Here is an 18,318-nt window from a genome sequence, read left to right on the forward strand (position 1 = left end):
TTATGTTTCACTACATTATACAAACTATAGCGTTTCAATTATTGTTTTTAATTATTTATGACCTGTTTTTAAAACGAGAAACGTTTTTTAACTGGAATAGAACTTATCTGCTATTAACGCCTATGTTATCATTTATAATTCCGTTAGTTAAGATTTCTCTGTTTCGTAAAGTTATACCGGAGGATTATGTCATAAATCTACCAGAAGTATTTATTGGTGATGCAGCACCTGTTGCTATTCCAGTAACAGATTTATCTCCCGTTATGGTTGAAGCAAGTAATGTTTCTTGGTGGAATGTTCTTTTTTTTACTGGAATGGCAGTAGTTGCAGTAGTTTTTGCGTTTAAGGTTGTTGTGCTCGTTAAATTAATACTTAAAAACCCTAAACTTAATAAAGATAAATTTATAATAGTAAGACTTCTAAATAGTGCATCTGCTTTTTCTTTTTTTAACTATATCTTCTTAGGTGAAGAGATACAAACCAAAGAAAAAGAGGTCATCTTAAAGCATGAATTGGTTCATGTAAATCAAAAACACAGTTTAGACTTGTTGTTTTTTGAAGGACTTAAAATTGTATTTTGGTTTAATCCACTAATCTATATTTATCAACGTAACGTTCAAATTTTACATGAGTTTATAGCTGATGCCGAAGCCTTTAAATATAATAATAAAACACAGTATTATCAAAACTTATTGTCACAAGTTTTTGAGACAAAAAGTATGTCTTTCATTAATCCATTTTTTAAACAATCATTAATCAAAAAACGAATCACTATGTTACAAAAGTCAAAATCGAAACAAGTTAAATTATTAAAATACGCGTTGTTATTTCCGCTAGTTTTCGGAATGCTTATTTACACCTCCTGTGAAAAAGAACCTTCAATAGAAAACTTGAATGAGTATGCATTTTCTCAAAATCTTCAAGAAAAAGACATGAATAAAACACAATTGGAAGATTTTAAAAATAAGCATGTGAAGTTTATAGAGTTTCTGATGTCAAACCCAGATTACGTTGGTTGGGTTGATTTTACGAATACTCCAAAAACTAAAAGTTTCTCAATACATGGCTTGAAGGAGAAAGTACCAGAAAGATTCACGTCTAAGTATACTGAAAAGATGAATGATGGTGAAATAGTCAAATTAAGGTTTAATTTTGAAATCGCAGGTAAAAGAATAGAAGTTGATGCAAATGAAGAGTTTAAGAAAAAGAAAGTTTCTCTTGATATTTCAAAAGATGTTCCTTTTACACATGTTGACAGCGCTCCAGTTTTTCCAGAGTGTAAAGATTTATCAACTATTAGTGAACGAAAAAAATGTACATCAGATAGTATCACTCAATTTGTAAAAAGGGAATTCAATACAAAAATTATCAGAGAATATAATCTTTCGGGTAGACAACGCATGCATGCTATCTTTAAAATAGATACAGATGGGAATATAATCGGAGTACGCGCAAGAGCTTCTCATCAAAAATTAGAAGAAGAAACAGTTCGCGTTATTAATACCTTACCAAGATTTAATCCAGGAAAACAAAAAGGTAAAGAGGTAACTGTGACTTATTCGCTGCCAATTGATTTTGATATTAGCGAATAAATGGTTTCAAATTATTTAAAGTTAAACCGAGGTGTAAACTTCGGTTTTTTTTGTTTTTTCAAAACTGAAATCTAAAAAAATTGTACTTTTCAGTTTCAGAAAAAATTTATGAAACAATTTTACGTTATTCTTTTAGTTTTAATAGTAAATTCTTGCGACTATTTCAACGTAAAAAAAACAACATCTGAAGCTATTTTGAAAGAAGAATTACAGGCTTTTGATTGGGATAATGTGGACACTTATCCAAGTTTTGCGCCATGTGATAGCTTACAACTAAAACAAGAAAAAAAAGCTTGTTTTGAAAGGACATTAAATAACAAAATAAGCATTTTTCTTAAAAAGCAGATTATTGTTGTTACCCAAGATGTTAATGATACACTAATGTTAAAATTTAGTGTTTCGAATACCGGTAAAATAGTATTATTAGATACTCAAATGGATGCGCTTACAAGAACTGAAATTCCAGACCTAGAACATTTAATTCTTAAAAGCTTAAATGCCTTACCTAAAATAAATCCTGCAATTAAAAGAAGCCAGCCAGTTACTACAGAGTTTGAAATGCCATTAATAGTTAAGGTAAATTAAAATCGGATAGCTAATTTTCGCATCAATCTAAGCACTTCAATATATAACCACACTAATGTTACTAACAAACCCCAAGTGGCAAGCCACTCTTTATATTTTGACGATTTATTTTTGTGGCGTTCAATATAATCAAAGTCCAAAAGCAATGATAACGACGCAAAAATAGCTGCAACTATATTAAATAATATTGCTGCCCAAGAAGTACCCCAAATAAAAACGTTTATTCCAAAAAAACCTAATATCCAAGAAATAATATAAATAACAAAAATACTGGTAACAGCTGTTATAATAACACTTCTTAGCTTTTTAGTAACAATTATAATTCGTGTTTGATACAGTATGAGCATTACAAAAAATGTAACCATAGTTATACCAATAGCCTGATAAGGCAGGTTTGGAAAATGTGCATGCGCATAAGCGGTGGTAGCACCCAGAAAAAAGCCTTTGGCTATGGCGTAAAGCGGTACTAAAAAATGTGCCCAATGTTGCCGTATTGAAATAACTATACTAATTATTACAGCAGCTAGCATGCCTCCCATAGAATACCATTTTATGGTGGCGCCTTCGCTATATAATCGCCACATACCAATAGAAATAATTATCATGATAAGAATGGAGAGCAATGACTTAATAAAAATACCTGTTACCGTCATTTTTTTTGATGAGGGTACATCGTTATTAAAAAAATAACTATTGAAAGCAGGATTGGTGGTTTTATCAAAAATTTTCATTCTATTAAATATACTAGATTATCTTTTAAAAGAGCGCCCTTTCCAAGTATAACCACTAAATAGTGATGCTATAGCAACATATACACTAAAAAAGGGATACACAAAAAAACTAGTTAAAAAGCTTTTAAATGCACCGCGTTGATTAAAAAACGCAGAGGTTTTATAAAGCAATAAAAAATCTACATTCAATTTAATAACCAATACATATACCCAAATTTTAATATTAAATGTGCCTGATAATGATAATATTGGTAATATTAAAAATGTTAGATTCATCAAAAAAATAGACACACCAACTAATTTGGCAAACCAACTGTTATACGCGCTAGTTTTGGCTGCCCATCGTAGGCGTTGTTGTATTAAAGCGTTCCAACTTGTTTGTGGTTTTGTAGTAACAATAGCTTTTTCACACTTTACATAATGCACTGCTTTAGAATATTTTTGCACTATTTTTTCTAATAAAAAAACATCATCACCACTAGAGATATCAGTGTTGCCTTTAAAGCCTTCAATAGCGTTAAAAACAGATTTGGTATAGCCAAAATTAGCGCCATTGCATAAAAATGGTTTGTGTATTCCAAAACCTCCAATAGTAGCACCTTGTAAGCTATACATATCTAATGTTTGAAACCTGTTTAAAAACGAATTGCCTCCAAAATATGTAACAGGTGCAACTATACAAACGGGTGTTTTATGTTGAATAAATGTATCAAAACTATCTAACCAATATTGTGGTAATATGCAATCGGCATCTGTGGTGATAATCCATTCATGTTGTGCATGTTGTATTGCAGTTGTAATGGCATCTTTTTTTGGAGATTTAGTGATGCTTTCATTTTTTAGAACACTAATATTTAGTGCTGAAGTTTTAATAAATATGTTGATACTATTTACCGAATCATCATTAGAGTTATCATCAACTAAAATAATCTCAAAAAGCTGTTTTGGATAATTTAAAGCGCTTAATGATTTTAATAATCGTGGTAAATTTTCAGCCTCATTTCTAAAAGGAATAACTATAGAAAATTTTGTTTCTGCCTTTATATCACTTAATAAAAAGTCTTTTACTTTATCAAAACCAAAACAGAATGAAAGTATCAAAATTAAATATAAAATTGCAATACAAATGCTTATGATAGTCATATTAGTTTTGTGCCGAGAATTTAAAATTTAATACATAAAAGCTTCCAAAGATACTGGGAATTACAAAATTTAATAGCCACATAATTGTAATTGTACTTAAAATAATAAGATCATTAATTCCTAAAAGCGAAAATAAATACACTGCTACACTGCCTTTAATTACTACATCAAAAATAAAAATAGAGGGTAATATAGATGTGATTAAATACATAGATGTAATAACAGGTATTGCTTCTAAATATGTAATATTTACTTTAAAAAAATATAATATTACAAAGAATTGAAATGAGAAAATTAAGTATCGCCCAAGTGATAACAATATTCCTAAATGTAATTTTGATTTAGGAAAACGCATGACAAAGTCTCTAATACGTTGTATTGAAATACCTTTTATCTTATAACGTTTTTGAGTAATACCTAAAATAATTAAAACAATAATGGTTAGTAGTAGTGTTAAAAAGCGTGCTATTTTATAATAATTTACTGCAATATCATAACTGTTACTATATATGCTAAAACCTATTATGCCTAGAGCCAAAGTGATGCTCATTTGCATTATATTACTTAGTAAGTTTACAAGTAATATTTTTTTTCGATATGGCTTATTGTAAAATATAGCTTTTGCACCATATTCACCTATTCTATTGGGCGTAAATAATGATGCGGTTAAAGCACCTAAGCTTTGATGTAAAGCATCTTTAAAGCTAATTTTTTTAACAACACTAGCTAAATATTGCCATTTAATAATTTCTAAAAACCAATTTAAAAATGACAAAACGACTAATATGATACTGTTTTTGAGTGATAAAATACCGTTTTTTGATGTAAGTTGAATGAATGTATTGAAATCTAAATCAGGATTAGTTATTAATTTTTGATATATAAAATATCCAGCTCCAATAACAATACTTAGTTTAATGAGTACAAAAAAGAATTGTTTAGTTTTGTATGGAAGCGCGTAGTGCATAATTTTAAAGTTGCAAAATAAACATTAAACTACTTATGAACCCAAAATTAAGGATACATAAATTGATAGCTTTTTGGATATGCTCATTATTTGTTTGTATTTCAGTATTTGCACAAGTAGATGCAAGTACATTTAAAGGGCAGATAGCTTTGGGTGTAAATAGTCCGTCAAGTAATGGGTTTGTAGGTAATTTTGAAGGTAAATCTTTAAATTTTCCAACGGTAAACTTAGGATTACAATATATGTTTACAAAGAATTTTGGTGGGAAGTTAGATTATGGTTTTAGCAGAATTTCAAATAAAAAACACACAGCAGCATTTAAATTAAACTACTCTCGTGTTAATTTACAACTGGTTTATGATGCATCTCAAATTATTTCGTTTTCTAACCGTATGGGTACATTTTTACATGCAGGACCTGGATATAGTTTCGTTAAACCATTAGGTAATTTTATAAATAACGACGTGTCGTTTTTAAATGTTATGGGCGGTGTAGAGTTTCATTATGGTGTTTCAGATAGTTTAACCGTATTTTTAGATACGTCTTATATTTTAGGAATGGGAAAAGATTTTGATCCAATATCATCTGGTTTTGGAGCATTTAATGGTAATATTTTAACAGTAACTTTTGGCGCATCTATATCGTTAAGCGGTTGCTATTTTTGTGGAGATTAATGAAGAAAGAACGTATTATTTTAGGTATAGATCCTGGGACAACTATCATGGGATTCGGGCTTATTAAAGTGGTAGGAAAAACAATGACATTTATACAAATGAATGAACTTGATTTAAAAAAGTATAGTGATCATTACTTAAAATTAAAACTAATTTTTGAGCGTACCATAGAGCTTATAGAAACACACAATCCCGATGAAATTGCTATTGAAGCGCCATTTTTTGGTAAGAACGTACAAAGTATGTTAAAGTTAGGTAGAGCTCAAGGTGTAGCTATGGCAGCTGGCTTAAGTAGAGAAATACCTATAACAGAATATTTACCAAAAAAAATAAAAATGGCCATTACAGGTAGCGGAAATGCTAGTAAAGAGCAAGTGGCTAAAATGCTGCAAAGTTTATTAGGTTTAAAAACGCTTCCTAAAAATTTAGATGCGACTGATGGTTTAGCTGCAGCGGTTTGTCACTTTTATAATTCTGGTAGAATTGAGGTGGGAAAAAATTATTCTGGATGGGCTAGTTTTGTAAAAAATAATCCAGATAAACTCGGGTGATTTATATAGGTTTTTTATGTCTTCTAATCTTGGAACTCTACAAGACCAAATTCAAAAAGAAATCGAATAAATACATTTGGCTTTCAATTATTATAGTATTTGGTGTTGTGGGATACTCATTCTATATAGCCTTTAAGAGAAAACTAGTAGTAAAAAGAAAGTTCAACCCCAATTTCAATAGAGATCAATTACATGAGTCAAAATTTCAAGAGTAAGAGTGAGATTTCCTTCCCTTCGGGGAGGCTAGGAGGGGCTCTGTACATCCACATACCATTCTGTAAACAAGCCTGTCATTATTGCGATTTTCATTTTTCAACTTCATTAAAAAAGAAAGATCAACTTATTGGTTGCCTATCTAAAGAAATTAAACTTAGAAAAGACGAACTAAAAAATCAAAGTGTAGAAACCATTTATTTTGGTGGTGGCACGCCAAGTTTATTAGCAAATAACGAATTAGAATTGCTGATTTCTGAAGTATACAAACATTATAAAATATCAGATAATCCTGAAATTACGCTAGAGGCAAATCCAGATGATTTATCGAAAGAGAAAATAGAAGCATTAGCAGAAAGTCCTATTAATCGATTAAGTGTAGGTATTCAATCTTTTTTTGAGCGGGATTTAAAATTGATGAATCGCGCTCATAATTCAGAGGAGGCGAAACTATGTTTAAATGAAGCCACAAAATATTTTGATAATATTTCAGTCGATTTAATTTATGGTATTCCTGGTTTGAGTAACGCAGAATGGATTGAAAATATTGAGATGGCGTTGTCTTATGGCGTACCTCACATTTCATGTTATGCCTTAACTGTAGAGCCAAAAACTGCTTTAGCATCTTTGATTAAAAAAGGGGTTATTAAAAACGTAGACGACCATTTGGCGCAACAACAATTTAATATATTGGTTGAAAAATTAGAAACTAGCGGTTTTATAAATTATGAGTTGTCTAATTTTGGTAAACCCGAGTATTTTAGTAAAAATAATTCGGCATATTGGCAAGGGAAACCGTATTTGGGTATTGGGCCTTCAGCACATTCTTTTAATGGTGACCAACGTAGTTGGAATGTGTCTAATAATACAAAGTACATTAAGCATATACAACAAGATAAATTACCTTTAGAGATAGAAACGTTATCTACAACCGATAAGTTTAATGAGTATATCATGACGGGTTTAAGAACCATTTGGGGTGTTTCTTTGCAAAAGGTAAACCAAGATTTTGGTGTCTCATACAAAACATATCTATTAGAGCAAGCTGAAGTTTTTATAAATAAACATTTATTGTATATTGATGATAACAAATTATTAACCACCAAAAAGGGCAAATTTCTATGTGATGGTATCGCCTCTAGCCTTTTTAAAATTAATTGATTTTGATTACAACAATTCAATATAACTCTAGAAAATTACAAATTGATTTATCAAAACCGTTAGATATTTCAATGCCAATTAGGGCCTCAGAGGATAACGTAAATGCGTGGTATGTAGACTCGCCAAAGATTGAACCAGTAACCGATGGAGAGTGGGTAGCTTCAGTAAAAGAGGAAGCCTGTGTAAATTTTAACACCATAACCTTTAACCCGCATGCTCACGGTACGCATACAGAATGTGTTGGACATATTACAGAAAAAATGCATTCTGTAAATCAACATTTAAAACAGTTCTTTTTTTTAGCCGAAGTTATTACGGTAGCTCCAGAAAATTATAAAAAAGATAAAGTTGTATCTAAAAAACAATTGCAGTTTGCTCTGGGCAATAAAAAACGAGATGCTGTTGTAATAAGAACAATACCCAATACTAAAGAAAAACTAATACGACAATACTCCAACACTAATTGGCCTTATTTGCTTAAAGATGCTGTGGAGTTTTTGGTAAAAAAAGGAGTAAAGCACTTACTAATTGATACACCAAGTATAGATAAAGAAAAAGATGAATGCCAACTGTTAGGGCATAATGCGTTTTGGAATACTAAAGGCAAATTACGAATAGATGCTACAATTACTGAATTAATTTACGTGTCAAATCGAGTCGATGATGGCGAGTATTTTTTAAATTTACAGATAGCACCTTTTGAAAATGATGCTTCACCAAGTAAACCTATTTTGTATAAAGTAATGAAATAAATGGAAATTTTTATAACAATAATTTTAGCCGCCTTAGTAACGCTAGGTGTGGTTACAGTTTTTAAATCTTTTAAGAAAAAACAGTTAGTCAATGCACAGTCTACTATTCTTTTAAATAAGATAAAAAAGGTGTGTAAGTTTATTACCGTTGAAGGCGATTTTGCCGAGATTTATCATTACGAAGATGTAAAGCAAAAGTTTTTAAAACTAATTACTAGTAAAAAGAAAGCACTCGTGGTTATTAATGCTAAAGCACACGTAGGGTACGATTTATCTAAAATACAATTGAAATCTGATACTGATAAAAAGAAAATTATTTTAGAGCATTTTCCGCAACCCGAAGTGTTATCTATCGAAACTAATTTAAATTATTACGACAAGTCCGATGGATATTTTAATAAGTTTGAAGCCAATGATTTAACAGATTTAAGCAATAAAGCTAAGGTACATATAAATGCAAAAATCCCCGAAAGTGGATTAATTGAAATAGCCCAAAAAGAAGCTTTAGAGACTATTTTATTGATTGAAACTATTGTTGAAACTATTGGTTGGAAGTTAGACTATACAGCGTTAAAGATAGATGCTACAGATAATAAGCTCTTGGAATAGATGCTTTTTTTTAGCAGATAAAAATAAATCCGTATTAAGTATTTAACGGCATGTTGTAGCTCCTCGCAGAGAGCGACTAGTGAAAGCCCGACCTCTTGTGGGTAAGGCTATAATATATTAGTTTGAATATGTAACATGAATATAGAACAACTAAGAATCTATTGTTTAAGTAAAAAAGGTGTGTCTGAGAGTTTTCCTTTTGATGAAAGTACGCTAGTCTTTAAAGTATTAACTAAAATGTTTGTGCTAGCACCATTAAAATTATGGGATAAAGGAGAGGCTACCATTACCTTAAAATGCGACCCAGAATATACCATAGAACTTAGAGAAACCTACAAAAGCGTTTATGCTGGTCCTTATGTAAGCAATAAACACTGGAATACCATTAGCATTTATAAAGGCGAGTTAAAACCACAATTTATAAAAGCACTTATAGACCATTCTTACGATATGGTTGTAAAAGGTATGACTAAAAAGCTACGAGAACAATTACACAGTTTGCCCGATTCTTAGCGTTAAAACACGTATTATTGCAACATTAAATATAGTTTAATGAGCGTATTACAAACCTTAAAAGATAGAAGTAATAACACCTGTGAGTTGTGTGGTTCTACAACTGATTTAAAACAATATACCATACCACCTGCGCTAAATGAGAACGTTGCAAATACCATTTTAACGTGCAATACCTGTTTAAATCAAATAAATGCTGATGCTGAGATGGATGTAAACCATTGGCGTTGTTTAAATGATAGTATGTGGAGCGAGCATGTAGCAGTACAAATTATGGCGTGGCGACTGTTGCAGAGGTTGCGTAACGAAGGTTGGCCTAAAGATTTGCTAGACATGATGTATTTAGATGATGATGCAATGGCATTAGCACGTGCCACAGGCGAAGACAAAGACGATAGCGAGAAAATTATACATCGCGATGTTAACGGTGTTATACTAGAGCAAGGTGATGCTGTAGTTTTAATTAAGGACCTAAAAGTAAAAGGCACCAGTATGGTTGCAAAACAAGGTACAGCGGTTCGTAACATTCGTTTAGACCGTGATAATGACAAATATATAGAAGGGAAAGTAGGTGCGCAACACATCGTTATTATAACAGATTATGTGAAGAAAATTTAATATTTGGTCACCTGTTTATCAGCTGTATAGCAGGTAGGTTGCCCTCCATAAATCGGGTCGGGCTATCCGGTATATCTTTATGCGTAGCAGTCTCAAACTTATTTCAGAATCTTATTTTAAAAGAACCATTAGTTTTAAATATTAATTTTTTCGTCTATTAAAGCTAACATAAAGGTTGCAGCTACTATTTCTTATGCAGAAGACCATACTAAAATTTAAACCAATATGTAAAAAATTATAATGACTATTAGCTACTTCTTTCAAAGAAGCGATACTAACTTACTTTTTATTTCAGTAACAGATACTATTATAATTAAGTGAGTAAACTATAAAGATTAATGACAACCAAAAATCAATAATTAAGCCGAAGTATCAGCAATTATCTTCCATTTACCATCTATCTTCTTAAACACTAGCATAAAAAAACCATCGGCATTACCAACTTCTCGTTTAATATGATATTCGCCTAAAACATAATAGGAATCTGGAGATATGTTATTAACAGCGTTTATTTTAAAGCTTAGTTTGCCAGTGTAAGCGGCAGTAGGGTAATAGGTTAAATAATGGTCTAGTGTGTTTTCCCATCCATAAGTAACGCCCTTGTTACCATAAAACGCTAAAGAGTCGCTTTTCCAATAACTATCCATAAAGCCTTCTATGTCGTTGTTAGACCATGCTATACGTGCTTTTTTTAACACCTTGTTTATTGCTTTTACATCAGCACCTTTATTAATTTGGGCATGAGTAGTGCCAAAGGTTAAAACACAAAAAAGTAAAAATATATTTTTCATAACTGTAGGTTTTCAATAATTAAACTAGGTAAATGTAAATAAAAAACCATGCCAAAAGTGTTTCTTGTCGATAAAATTGGCATGCATTTTGATTTTAACTAAAAGATGGCTCAATTTATCGAAAACTAAAATGTAATTAAACTTTACCTTCTATATTTACATCATAATCAGACGATTAATAGCCCAAATTTATTGTTGAATTAAAAAATATAAATACTTATGGATTTAAGAATTACTAGTTGTAATAATTTCTTCAAATTAAAAGGAATACTTAACAAAAAAAACGTTAACGAATTCCAATCAGAATTTAAAGACGCTTTTCAAAAGTTTAATAAACTAACTATTAGCGTAGAAGGTTTAGAAAGTGTAGACCGTTATGGCGTTGATGCATTAACAGATTTACACAATCAGTCCATAAAAAATAACATTCAACTTTCAATTGTTGGTTTAGGTTGTAAAGAACTTTACGATCATTTTAAAGCCTTTGAAGCTGCATAATTTTTTAAATTTATATTTAATTATCTATTTACGTATTTATAGGTAATTGTGTTTTATTGTATTTTTTGTACGATTTTTTATTTTTTTGTTATATTTACAACGAAAATAATCGATTAAACTCCAAATTTACCGATATAAAACACAAAATGATATGGATTTAGAAATAGTTACTTGTAATAATTTTATTAAATTAAGAGGCGAAATCAACAAGAATAATGTTGAGATATTTCAAACTAACCTACAAAATGCACTCAAAAAATTTAGTGAATTAACCATCAGTATTGAAGGTTTAAAAACTGTTGATCGTTTTGGGGTTAATGCTCTAGCAGATTTACATGTAAAATCTATAAAAGATAATAAACAACTATATATAGTTGGGCTAGGTTGTAAAGAACTTTATGATCATTTCAAATCACAAGAAATAGCTGCTGCATAAATCTAAGTTATAAAATAGATTTCTGTTTTTTATAAAAAGTATCGGCTTGCAATTGTAATAATTCGCGAGCCTTTTTGTTTTTATAGGCATATAGTTCCTGATCTTCTGTGATATCAGAATATACACTATCATTCAAAGCATTCTCTGTATGTAACAATGCGGCTCTTTGGTGTTTATTTTGCAGTATTACATGTTTAAGCGTTTCTTCCTCATCTTGCAATTTATAGTCGTAAGCACCTCTTGGCGAGATAAGTTTAGCAAAAATTGGAGATGTTTCTATGGCTAAGAACAACAAGAATATAAAAAATGAGGGTAGCCAAGGTAATTTATCTAGAGCATTAATACGTGCCATTAAACCGTCAAAGTTAGAGATAATAGGTTGAGTGCTTAACACCTTATCGTTATAATCTCCTTTCAGTTCGGTAATTTTAGTTTCTGCAGCTTTAATTTTAGCCTCGTTTTCTGCTTTTAGTGTTTGCAAATTTGCTAATGCTGCATCATGTTTTTCGCGCTTTTCTTTATATACGGGTCCTTTTCCTAATAACTCGGTTCCTGCAGTGCCTTCTGCCTCGGCGATATAGGTATTATATAAACTGTTTACTTCGTTTTCTTTTAGTTTAATGTCGTTTTGTAAACCAGCTATTTCAGTATTTAAGGTTTCAATTTCAGGAGTGAATTGTTCCGCTATTTGATTTTGATTTGCCATTGTCATAGCGTTTTTCTCTTCCAACAACACTTGGTTTATTTCTTTTTCGAAGATTTTTAATTCTAACGGTTTTGCAATTACAATGGCAATAATTACTGCTAAAATGATTCTTGGTGTAGCTTGGATAAATTCGTCAAAAGTGCTTCCTGTCTTCTTAATAGTAGAAACAATATATCTGTCTAAATTAAAAATAAGCAGCCCCCAGATTAACCCGAAAAAGATGGCTGTAAATATAGTGTCGAACACGGTGTATAGTGCATAACCAGCAGCAATAAAAGCCATAACGGCCGTAAAGAAAACAGTAGCGCCAATACCAGCATATTTATTTTGTTCTCCTGTAGAACAATTCTCTAAAATTTGGGTGTCTGCCCCTGAGCAGATGATGAAAAAACGCTTTAACATGATTGATAGTTTTTTGATTGACTGCCTAAGGCAGATTGATGATTGACTATTAGAACGTTAAAGCGTTGGATTTGTTACATAATTATATTGAAAAATGGCATATATAATTTGAAACCTACATTATGTTTTAGCTTAAAAAAAACTAAATCTTTTATTTATTTTCTACAGATTTGATAGAATCATCTAAATTTTTTAGCAACAAGACGCTATTATTAAGACTGTTAAGTTGTTCTTTTAAAGTGGCTCTCATAATATCATTTTTCGCTACTTTTAGTAGTTTATTTATAGACTCTATTTTTTTTTCTAAATTTTTTGAGATAAGGTCAAGTCGTTCACTTAAAAACTTTTTTTGTTTTATTATTTCTACTTTTTCTTTTTCTGTTTTTGCCGATTTTAATTGTTCATCATATTGTTTTATTTTTTCTGCAAAATATAAATAGAGGCTTTCTTTTAGTTTTTTTGTATGGGCTGTTTCTTTATTTGTTGCGGGTGCAAGAATATCTGAAGGTTTTTCTTTTGTTTCTTTTTTTGTTTCAGGTGTAACTGGTGGAGGTATAGGTGGAGGTATTTTTGAAAAATCGGGATACGATTCTGCATTCTTTTTTTGGTCTTTAGACATTATACCATATAAGTATTTTATTCTTTTTACATCCTTGAGTTTTATGATTGGAAACTCGCTTTCAAGTTGAGAAATACAATGCTTAGCCAATTTATTATATTCTATAATTTGTTTTAGAGTGGCTTTTTTCTGAGTTTTTTCTTGTTGAAGTTTGTTTGGGATTTTAGGTGCTCTTAAAAGCTTGAATTTTATTATGTCTTCTAAAGTTAAGACTTTATATAAATCATCAAGTTGAGTTTTTAAAATTTTTAATTCTGAATCATTTTGAGTGTCAGAATTTAAATAGTACGTTATTTCATTTGAATATTTTAAAAACATTTTGTTATATGTTTTAATTCTATAATCCTGATTTTGTTGTTGGAACCCTTTTTTTGTTTTCAATATATAGTGTCCAGACTCATAAGAGCCTTTTTCAGAATTATAAAATTTATTTGAATAGCTATAAATATCTTGTGGTGTGTAATTATTTAATTCTTTGGTTTTTATAGTTTCTCCATCAATAGAAAATGTGAGGTTTTTTGAACTTTTCCAACGATTAAATTCTTTTTGTGTTGGATGGCGTGGTATAGCATTTATTTTGTTCAGATTAAACCATTGAAAATGAGGTTTGTTAACAACCTTACGTTGTGCTTTTGTCATCATTTTATAAATGGCAGTAAACCTTAAATGTTCATCATAGCCAATTCTTCGGGTTTTATTAAATTCGTTTGTAAAATCATTATATTCTTTAAGGGTAGCTTCAGTTACGCCATTACCTTCCTTTAGTAATGGAATTTCTGTAAGATGATTTGTGTCTAAATTATTATTTTTTTCAATCGAAACTTTTTGACTAAACCCATATATTAATATCGCAAGTATTGGTAAAAAAATAAAGCTTCTAAGACAAATACTTAATTTTGATGTTTTTATTTTCATAACGGTTAATCGTTTTTTGATTAATGAATAGTTAATGGCATTTGCTAATTGATTTTGCGGAGCATTTGATGAGAATGCTAATAATAATTGTTGATAATGTTTTGTGTTAGCGCCTTTGTTTATAACACTTTGGTCTGCTAAAAATTCATGATTTAATTTGACGTCTTTTTTTATAAAATATAGCAATGGGTTAAACCAAAAAAGTATTTGAAGCAGTTCAATACATAGAATATCTAAGGCATGTTTTTGTTTAGCATGGGTTTGTTCGTGAAGAATTATTTCATTAGGTATTTTGTTCTGTTTGTAATAGGTTTTGTTGAGAAAAATATAATTGAAAAAGGTATGTGGTGTCACTAAATTTTGCAGTAAAACAATTATAAAATTTTTGTTTTTAATTTTTTCATTGGCTTTAATTCTTGTAAAAAGTTGGTGTAAGTTTTTAAAGAATCTGAATGCGTATAATATAACCCCAAACACATAAATAGTCCATAAAATATTTGGTAAATAGTCTTCTAATGTTCTAGTCTCAATTATTTCAACATTTTGAGGTATTGAGTAGTTATGAAGTGGGGAAACAGTAAAATTTTGTGGCTCTGGAGTGACTACTTCTACATATTCTGTAAAAGTTATAAATGGTATTACGATTGAAATTATAAGAATACCAATTAAGTAAAATCGCTTAAAAGTATGTGCGCTAGTTTGTTCTAAAAGTAGTTTATAAAACAGCATAAAAATAGCTAAACAAGCACTAGATTTTAATAGGAGTAAAAGCATAACTATTTCTTTTTAATTTCACTATCAATTAAGGTTTTTAAGTCTTCTAACTCTTCTTTAGATAGGTTAGTTTCTTTGGTAAAGAATGATGCAAACTGTGAAGCACTATCGTTAAAAAAGTTCTTTATCAACCCATTTACATGTTTTGAGAAATAGTCTTTCTTTTTTACCAAAGGATAGTATTCTCTAGATTTTCCATAAAGTTTGTATGCAATAAAACCTTTACCAGTCATGCGTTTTAATAGGGTCGCTACTGTAGTGTTTGCTGGTTTGGGTTCAGTATAAGCATCTAGCAAATCTTTCATAAATGCTTTTTTAAGCTTCCAGAGGTGATTCATTAACTCTTCTTCCGTTTTTGATAATTGCATTGTTCTACAAGATTAGAATGTTCTCTACAAATGTAGAATAAAAATATTGATTCTACAAGTTTAGAGGAGAAAAAACTAAAAGACTACCCTTTTTTAGACCGTACACTCTCAATAACAACAGTAGCCAGAATTAAAGCGCCACCAATAAAAGTGTTTGTTGTAGGTATTTCGTTTAAGAAGAAATATGCCATAATAATACCAAAAATAGGTTGTGCGCTACCAATAATACTTGCAGTACTTACTGAAAAGTTTTTTAGACTACTAATAAATAAGGAATGGCCAATAGCTGTTGTAACTAAACCTAAAATTAATAGATAGGGCAATTGTGTTTGTACCTGTACTACATCTACATTGAATAATACAGGTATTAACAAAACACTTACTATAATGCATTGTTGCATCATAAGTACTGTGCCATCATAGGTGGTAACGTGTCGTTTTAAAATAAGGTTTCTAAGTGCGTAACAAAATGCGGAAAACACTCCTAAAAGTATACCTTTGAGATAAGAACTCTCAAAGTTAATTTCTGGTGCTAGAATATAAATACCTAGCAATACCATAAACCCTAGTAAAATATGTATGGGGTTGAGTTTAGTTTTTGTAAAAAGGGGTTCTAACAGGGCTGTAATTACTGGAAATGTAAACATTGCCAGCATACCAACAGCTACGTTTGATAGTTTTAAGGCTAAAAAGTAGGTAACCCAATGTGTGCCTAATAAAATACCACCAATTATAATGGTTGGCGCATCCTTTTTTGAATGTAGTGTAATGTTTAACTTTCTGTATTTACAAAACAGAAACAGGAAAATTGCTGCTAAAACACTTCTAAACCATATAATTAAAGGTGTTGGCAGATTGATGTACTTTCCTAAAACACCGGATGTACTGATAAAAAGTGTTGCTAAACCTAGCAATAAAAGGTGATTGGTATGTTGGTTTTTCATTTGTTTGATTTAGCAGCCGAATTTGCGTTAGGGATTGCAGCGGCATCCTTTTTTGTTTTTCTCAAAAAAGATATAGCGGAAAGCCCGACCCCTTGTGGGTGACCTGCCTGCGATACCGCAGGTAGGCAGGCGCCCGAATTATTTTTTTGAAAGCTTGGTAAAATACTTATAAAAATAAGGTATGGTTTCTATGCCTTTTAAGTAATTCCAAATACCAAAATGTTCGTTTGGCGAATGTATAGCATCACTATCGAGACCAAAGCCCATTAAAATGGTTTTACTTTTAAGTTCTTTTTCGAAAAGAGAAACAATGGGGATGCTGCCACCACTACGTTGTGGAATTGGCGTTTTATTAAATGTGTTTTGATAGGCCATACTTGCTGCTTTGTAGCCGATATTATCTATTGGTGTTACGTAACCTTGGCCGCCATGATGTGGTGTTACTTTTAATTTTACGCCTTTAGGTGCGATACTTTCAAAATGTGTTTTGAATAGTTGGGTGATCTCTTCCCAATCCTGATGTGGTACCAAGCGCATAGAAATTTTTGCGTATGCTTTACTAGCTATTACTGTTTTTGCGCCTTCGCCAGTATAGCCACCCCAAATACCGTTTATATCTAATGTTGGGCGAATAGAGTTGCGTTCGTTAGTGGTGTAACCAGCTTCTCCGTAAACAGCATCTATATCTAAAGCTTTTTTGTAGTTGTCTAGATTAAAGGGTGCTTTTGCCATTTCAGCACGCTCTTCTTTAGAGAGTTCTTCTACCTTATCGTAAAATCCTGGGATGGTAATGTGGTTGTTCTCATCATGAAGTGCCGCAATCATTTTGGTAAGTATATTTATGGGGTTTGCAACAGCACCGCCATATAAACCAGAGTGTAAATCTCGATTTGGTCCTGTAACTTCAACTTCAACATAACTTAACCCACGAAGTCCTGTGGTAATAGATGGGACATCTTTGGCAATCATGCCAGTATCAGAAATAAGAATAACATCATTCTTTAATTTCTCTTGATTATTTTTTACGAAAGTAGATAGGTTTTTACTGCCAACTTCTTCTTCACCTTCAATCATGAATTTCACATTACAGGGCAGTTGGTTAGTAGCTGTCATAAATTCCATTGCCTTCACATGCATATACATTTGGCCTTTGTCGTCACAAGCACCACGCGCAAAAATAGCGCCTTCTGGATGTTTTTCTGTGTTTTTTATTATAGGCTCAAATGGTGGCGAGTCCCATAAATCTATAGGGTCTGGTGGTTGTACGTCGTAATGTCCGTATACTAAAATGGTTGGTAAATTACTGTTTATTATCTTTTCGCCATAAACTATAGGGTAGCCATCGGTTTTACAAATTTCAACACTGTCGCAACCTGCATTTTCAAGACTTGTCTTTATGGCTTCTGCAGTTTTTAAAACATTATTTCTGTAGGCAGAATCGGCGCTTATAGATGGGATTTTAAGCAAATTGATAAGCTCGTCAATAAATCGATTTTGATGTTCTTTTATATAAGGTTTTATGTTTTCCATAGTTTATTAAGAAAGGTAATATTCAAAAATATAAAAAAGAATACTTTTTAGGGTAATGAGTTTGGAATTTAAAAATCTTGATTATATTTGCAATCCTTTTGCGGGCGTGGTGGAATTGGTAGACACGCTAGACTTAGGATCTAGTGCCGCGAGGTGTGGGAGTTCGAGTCTCCCCGCCCGCACAAAAAACGTTTCTCTTTTTAGAGAAGCGTTTTTTTATTCTTAA

20 protein-coding genes and 1 tRNA gene are annotated in these 18,318 nt (G+C 31.2%); 12 read left to right on the forward strand and 9 right to left on the reverse strand.

The genetic code is table 11. From position 1 onward, the window contains the following. Nucleotides 1–2: 2 nt before the first annotated feature. Both ACKGJY_RS11730 and ACKGJY_RS11735 read left to right on the forward strand, forming a co-directional pair. Entirely contained in the window at nucleotides 3–1,592 is a 1,590-nt protein-coding gene (locus tag ACKGJY_RS11730) for a M56 family metallopeptidase (protein ID WP_413974085.1), read from the forward strand. A 108-nt stretch (nucleotides 1,593–1,700) separates the two neighbouring features. Beyond that, entirely contained in the window at nucleotides 1,701–2,177 is a 477-nt protein-coding gene (locus ACKGJY_RS11735) for a hypothetical protein (RefSeq protein WP_413974086.1), read from the forward strand. Here the strand turns inward: ACKGJY_RS11735 and ACKGJY_RS11740 are convergent. Genes ACKGJY_RS11740 through ACKGJY_RS11750 form a run of 3 tightly spaced genes read right to left on the reverse strand, consistent with a single transcriptional unit; the run spans nucleotide 2,174 to nucleotide 5,018 of the window. Next, a complete protein-coding gene (locus tag ACKGJY_RS11740) occupies nucleotides 2,174–2,908 on the reverse strand; it encodes a Bax inhibitor-1/YccA family membrane protein (RefSeq protein WP_413974087.1) in 735 nt (244 codons plus the stop codon). The two genes, ACKGJY_RS11735 and ACKGJY_RS11740, sit on opposite strands and share 4 nt — an antisense overlap. A gap of 18 nt (nucleotides 2,909–2,926) precedes the next feature. Then, nucleotides 2,927–4,051 carry a glycosyltransferase family 2 protein gene (locus ACKGJY_RS11745; RefSeq protein ID WP_413974088.1) on the reverse strand — a complete coding sequence of 375 codons (1,125 nt, stop codon included), beginning with the start codon at nucleotides 4,049–4,051 and terminating at the stop codon, nucleotides 2,927–2,929. A gap of 1 nt (nucleotide 4,052) precedes the next feature. Continuing rightward, a complete protein-coding gene (locus ACKGJY_RS11750) occupies nucleotides 4,053–5,018 on the reverse strand; it encodes a lysylphosphatidylglycerol synthase domain-containing protein (RefSeq protein WP_413974089.1) in 966 nt (321 codons plus the stop codon). Nucleotides 5,019–5,053: 35 nt separating this feature from the next. Between ACKGJY_RS11750 and ACKGJY_RS11755 the strand changes: the two genes are divergently transcribed. The 7 genes from ACKGJY_RS11755 (at nucleotide 5,054) to ACKGJY_RS11785 (ending at nucleotide 10,109) form a co-directional block, all read left to right on the forward strand. Then, nucleotides 5,054–5,692, forward strand: coding sequence for an outer membrane beta-barrel protein (locus ACKGJY_RS11755; RefSeq protein ID WP_413974090.1), 639 nt, complete (start codon nucleotides 5,054–5,056; stop codon nucleotides 5,690–5,692). Then, a complete protein-coding gene (ruvC, locus tag ACKGJY_RS11760) occupies nucleotides 5,692–6,243 on the forward strand; it encodes a crossover junction endodeoxyribonuclease RuvC (RefSeq protein WP_413974091.1) in 552 nt (183 codons plus the stop codon). The genes ACKGJY_RS11755 and ruvC overlap by 1 nt, the downstream gene beginning before the upstream one ends. 192 nt (nucleotides 6,244–6,435) lie before the next feature. Beyond that, on the forward strand, nucleotides 6,436–7,617 hold the full coding sequence (hemW, locus tag ACKGJY_RS11765) for a radical SAM family heme chaperone HemW (RefSeq protein WP_413974092.1): 1,182 nt from the start codon (nucleotides 6,436–6,438) through the stop codon (nucleotides 7,615–7,617). A 2-nt stretch (nucleotides 7,618–7,619) separates the two neighbouring features. Next, entirely contained in the window at nucleotides 7,620–8,369 is a 750-nt protein-coding gene (locus ACKGJY_RS11770; RefSeq protein WP_413974093.1) for a cyclase family protein, read from the forward strand. Next, nucleotides 8,370–8,978 carry a DUF4230 domain-containing protein gene (locus tag ACKGJY_RS11775; protein ID WP_413974094.1) on the forward strand — a complete coding sequence of 203 codons (609 nt, stop codon included), beginning with the start codon at nucleotides 8,370–8,372 and terminating at the stop codon, nucleotides 8,976–8,978. A 135-nt stretch (nucleotides 8,979–9,113) separates the two neighbouring features. Continuing rightward, on the forward strand, nucleotides 9,114–9,491 hold the full coding sequence (locus tag ACKGJY_RS11780) for an MmcQ/YjbR family DNA-binding protein (RefSeq protein ID WP_413974095.1): 378 nt from the start codon (nucleotides 9,114–9,116) through the stop codon (nucleotides 9,489–9,491). A 39-nt stretch (nucleotides 9,492–9,530) separates the two neighbouring features. Then, nucleotides 9,531–10,109: a PhnA domain-containing protein gene (locus ACKGJY_RS11785; protein WP_413974096.1), complete on the forward strand. Its 579-nt coding sequence runs from the start codon at nucleotides 9,531–9,533 to the stop codon at nucleotides 10,107–10,109. Between the two features lie 359 nt (nucleotides 10,110–10,468). On the opposite strand, the gene ACKGJY_RS11790 is transcribed toward ACKGJY_RS11785, so the two are convergent. Then, nucleotides 10,469–10,900, reverse strand: coding sequence for a YybH family protein (locus ACKGJY_RS11790; protein ID WP_413974097.1), 432 nt, complete (start codon nucleotides 10,898–10,900; stop codon nucleotides 10,469–10,471). A 219-nt stretch (nucleotides 10,901–11,119) separates the two neighbouring features. Between ACKGJY_RS11790 and ACKGJY_RS11795 the strand changes: the two genes are divergently transcribed. Then, the gene (locus ACKGJY_RS11795; protein WP_413974098.1) at nucleotides 11,120–11,398 is read left to right on the forward strand and encodes an STAS domain-containing protein; all 279 of its coding nucleotides are present in this window, start codon (nucleotides 11,120–11,122) and stop codon (nucleotides 11,396–11,398) included. A 151-nt stretch (nucleotides 11,399–11,549) separates the two neighbouring features. Next, nucleotides 11,550–11,834, forward strand: a complete 285-nt coding sequence (locus tag ACKGJY_RS11800; RefSeq protein ID WP_413974099.1) for an STAS domain-containing protein — start codon at nucleotides 11,550–11,552, stop codon at nucleotides 11,832–11,834. 7 nt (nucleotides 11,835–11,841) lie between these two features. Here the strand turns inward: ACKGJY_RS11800 and ACKGJY_RS11805 are convergent, their stop codons facing one another. From ACKGJY_RS11805 to ACKGJY_RS11825, 5 genes are all read right to left on the reverse strand, one after another. After that, nucleotides 11,842–12,942, reverse strand: a complete 1,101-nt coding sequence (locus ACKGJY_RS11805) for a DUF4407 domain-containing protein (RefSeq protein ID WP_413974100.1) — start codon at nucleotides 12,940–12,942, stop codon at nucleotides 11,842–11,844. A gap of 151 nt (nucleotides 12,943–13,093) precedes the next feature. Continuing rightward, nucleotides 13,094–15,250: a M56 family metallopeptidase gene (locus tag ACKGJY_RS11810; protein WP_413974101.1), complete on the reverse strand. Its 2,157-nt coding sequence runs from the start codon at nucleotides 15,248–15,250 to the stop codon at nucleotides 13,094–13,096. 2 nt (nucleotides 15,251–15,252) lie between these two features. Next, complete coding sequence (locus ACKGJY_RS11815) at nucleotides 15,253–15,618, reverse strand: BlaI/MecI/CopY family transcriptional regulator (RefSeq protein ID WP_413974102.1); 366 nt, start codon at nucleotides 15,616–15,618, stop codon at nucleotides 15,253–15,255. Nucleotides 15,619–15,701: 83 nt separating this feature from the next. Continuing rightward, nucleotides 15,702–16,562, reverse strand: coding sequence for a DMT family transporter (locus ACKGJY_RS11820; protein WP_413974103.1), 861 nt, complete (start codon nucleotides 16,560–16,562; stop codon nucleotides 15,702–15,704). Between the two features lie 138 nt (nucleotides 16,563–16,700). Beyond that, entirely contained in the window at nucleotides 16,701–18,092 is a 1,392-nt protein-coding gene (locus ACKGJY_RS11825) for a dipeptidase (protein ID WP_413974104.1), read from the reverse strand. 100 nt (nucleotides 18,093–18,192) lie between these two features. Here ACKGJY_RS11825 and ACKGJY_RS11830 point away from each other — a divergent pair. Then, nucleotides 18,193–18,274, forward strand: a tRNA-Leu gene (locus tag ACKGJY_RS11830). The last annotated feature ends 44 nt before the right edge of the window (nucleotides 18,275–18,318 follow it).

This window comes from Hyunsoonleella sp. 2307UL5-6 (genome assembly GCF_047345485.1).
GTDB lineage: Bacteria > Bacteroidota > Bacteroidia > Flavobacteriales > Flavobacteriaceae > Jejuia.

Bases quoted from the DNA above. Each gene is read 5' to 3' on its own strand.
- ACKGJY_RS11730 (WP_413974085.1), top strand. From the start codon at position 3: ATGTTTCACTACATTATACAAACTATAGCGTTTCAATTATTGTTTTTA.
- ACKGJY_RS11735 (WP_413974086.1), top strand. From the start codon at position 1,701: ATGAAACAATTTTACGTTATTCTTTTAGTTTTAATAGTAAATTCTTGC.
- ACKGJY_RS11740 (WP_413974087.1), bottom strand. From the start codon at position 2,908: ATGAAAATTTTTGATAAAACCACCAATCCTGCTTTCAATAGTTATTTT.
- ACKGJY_RS11745 (WP_413974088.1), bottom strand. From the start codon at position 4,051: ATGACTATCATAAGCATTTGTATTGCAATTTTATATTTAATTTTGATA.
- ACKGJY_RS11750 (WP_413974089.1), bottom strand. From the start codon at position 5,018: ATGCACTACGCGCTTCCATACAAAACTAAACAATTCTTTTTTGTACTC.
- ACKGJY_RS11755 (WP_413974090.1), top strand. From the start codon at position 5,054: ATGAACCCAAAATTAAGGATACATAAATTGATAGCTTTTTGGATATGC.
- ruvC (WP_413974091.1), top strand. From the start codon at position 5,692: ATGAAGAAAGAACGTATTATTTTAGGTATAGATCCTGGGACAACTATC.
- hemW (WP_413974092.1), top strand. From the start codon at position 6,436: ATGAGTCAAAATTTCAAGAGTAAGAGTGAGATTTCCTTCCCTTCGGGG.
- ACKGJY_RS11775 (WP_413974094.1), top strand. From the start codon at position 8,370: ATGGAAATTTTTATAACAATAATTTTAGCCGCCTTAGTAACGCTAGGT.
- ACKGJY_RS11780 (WP_413974095.1), top strand. From the start codon at position 9,114: ATGAATATAGAACAACTAAGAATCTATTGTTTAAGTAAAAAAGGTGTG.
- ACKGJY_RS11785 (WP_413974096.1), top strand. From the start codon at position 9,531: ATGAGCGTATTACAAACCTTAAAAGATAGAAGTAATAACACCTGTGAG.
- ACKGJY_RS11790 (WP_413974097.1), bottom strand. From the start codon at position 10,900: ATGAAAAATATATTTTTACTTTTTTGTGTTTTAACCTTTGGCACTACT.
- ACKGJY_RS11795 (WP_413974098.1), top strand. From the start codon at position 11,120: ATGGATTTAAGAATTACTAGTTGTAATAATTTCTTCAAATTAAAAGGA.
- ACKGJY_RS11800 (WP_413974099.1), top strand. From the start codon at position 11,550: ATGGATTTAGAAATAGTTACTTGTAATAATTTTATTAAATTAAGAGGC.
- ACKGJY_RS11805 (WP_413974100.1), bottom strand. From the start codon at position 12,942: ATGTTAAAGCGTTTTTTCATCATCTGCTCAGGGGCAGACACCCAAATT.
- ACKGJY_RS11810 (WP_413974101.1), bottom strand. From the start codon at position 15,250: ATGCTTTTACTCCTATTAAAATCTAGTGCTTGTTTAGCTATTTTTATG.
- ACKGJY_RS11815 (WP_413974102.1), bottom strand. From the start codon at position 15,618: ATGCAATTATCAAAAACGGAAGAAGAGTTAATGAATCACCTCTGGAAG.
- ACKGJY_RS11820 (WP_413974103.1), bottom strand. From the start codon at position 16,562: ATGAAAAACCAACATACCAATCACCTTTTATTGCTAGGTTTAGCAACA.
- ACKGJY_RS11825 (WP_413974104.1), bottom strand. From the start codon at position 18,092: ATGGAAAACATAAAACCTTATATAAAAGAACATCAAAATCGATTTATT.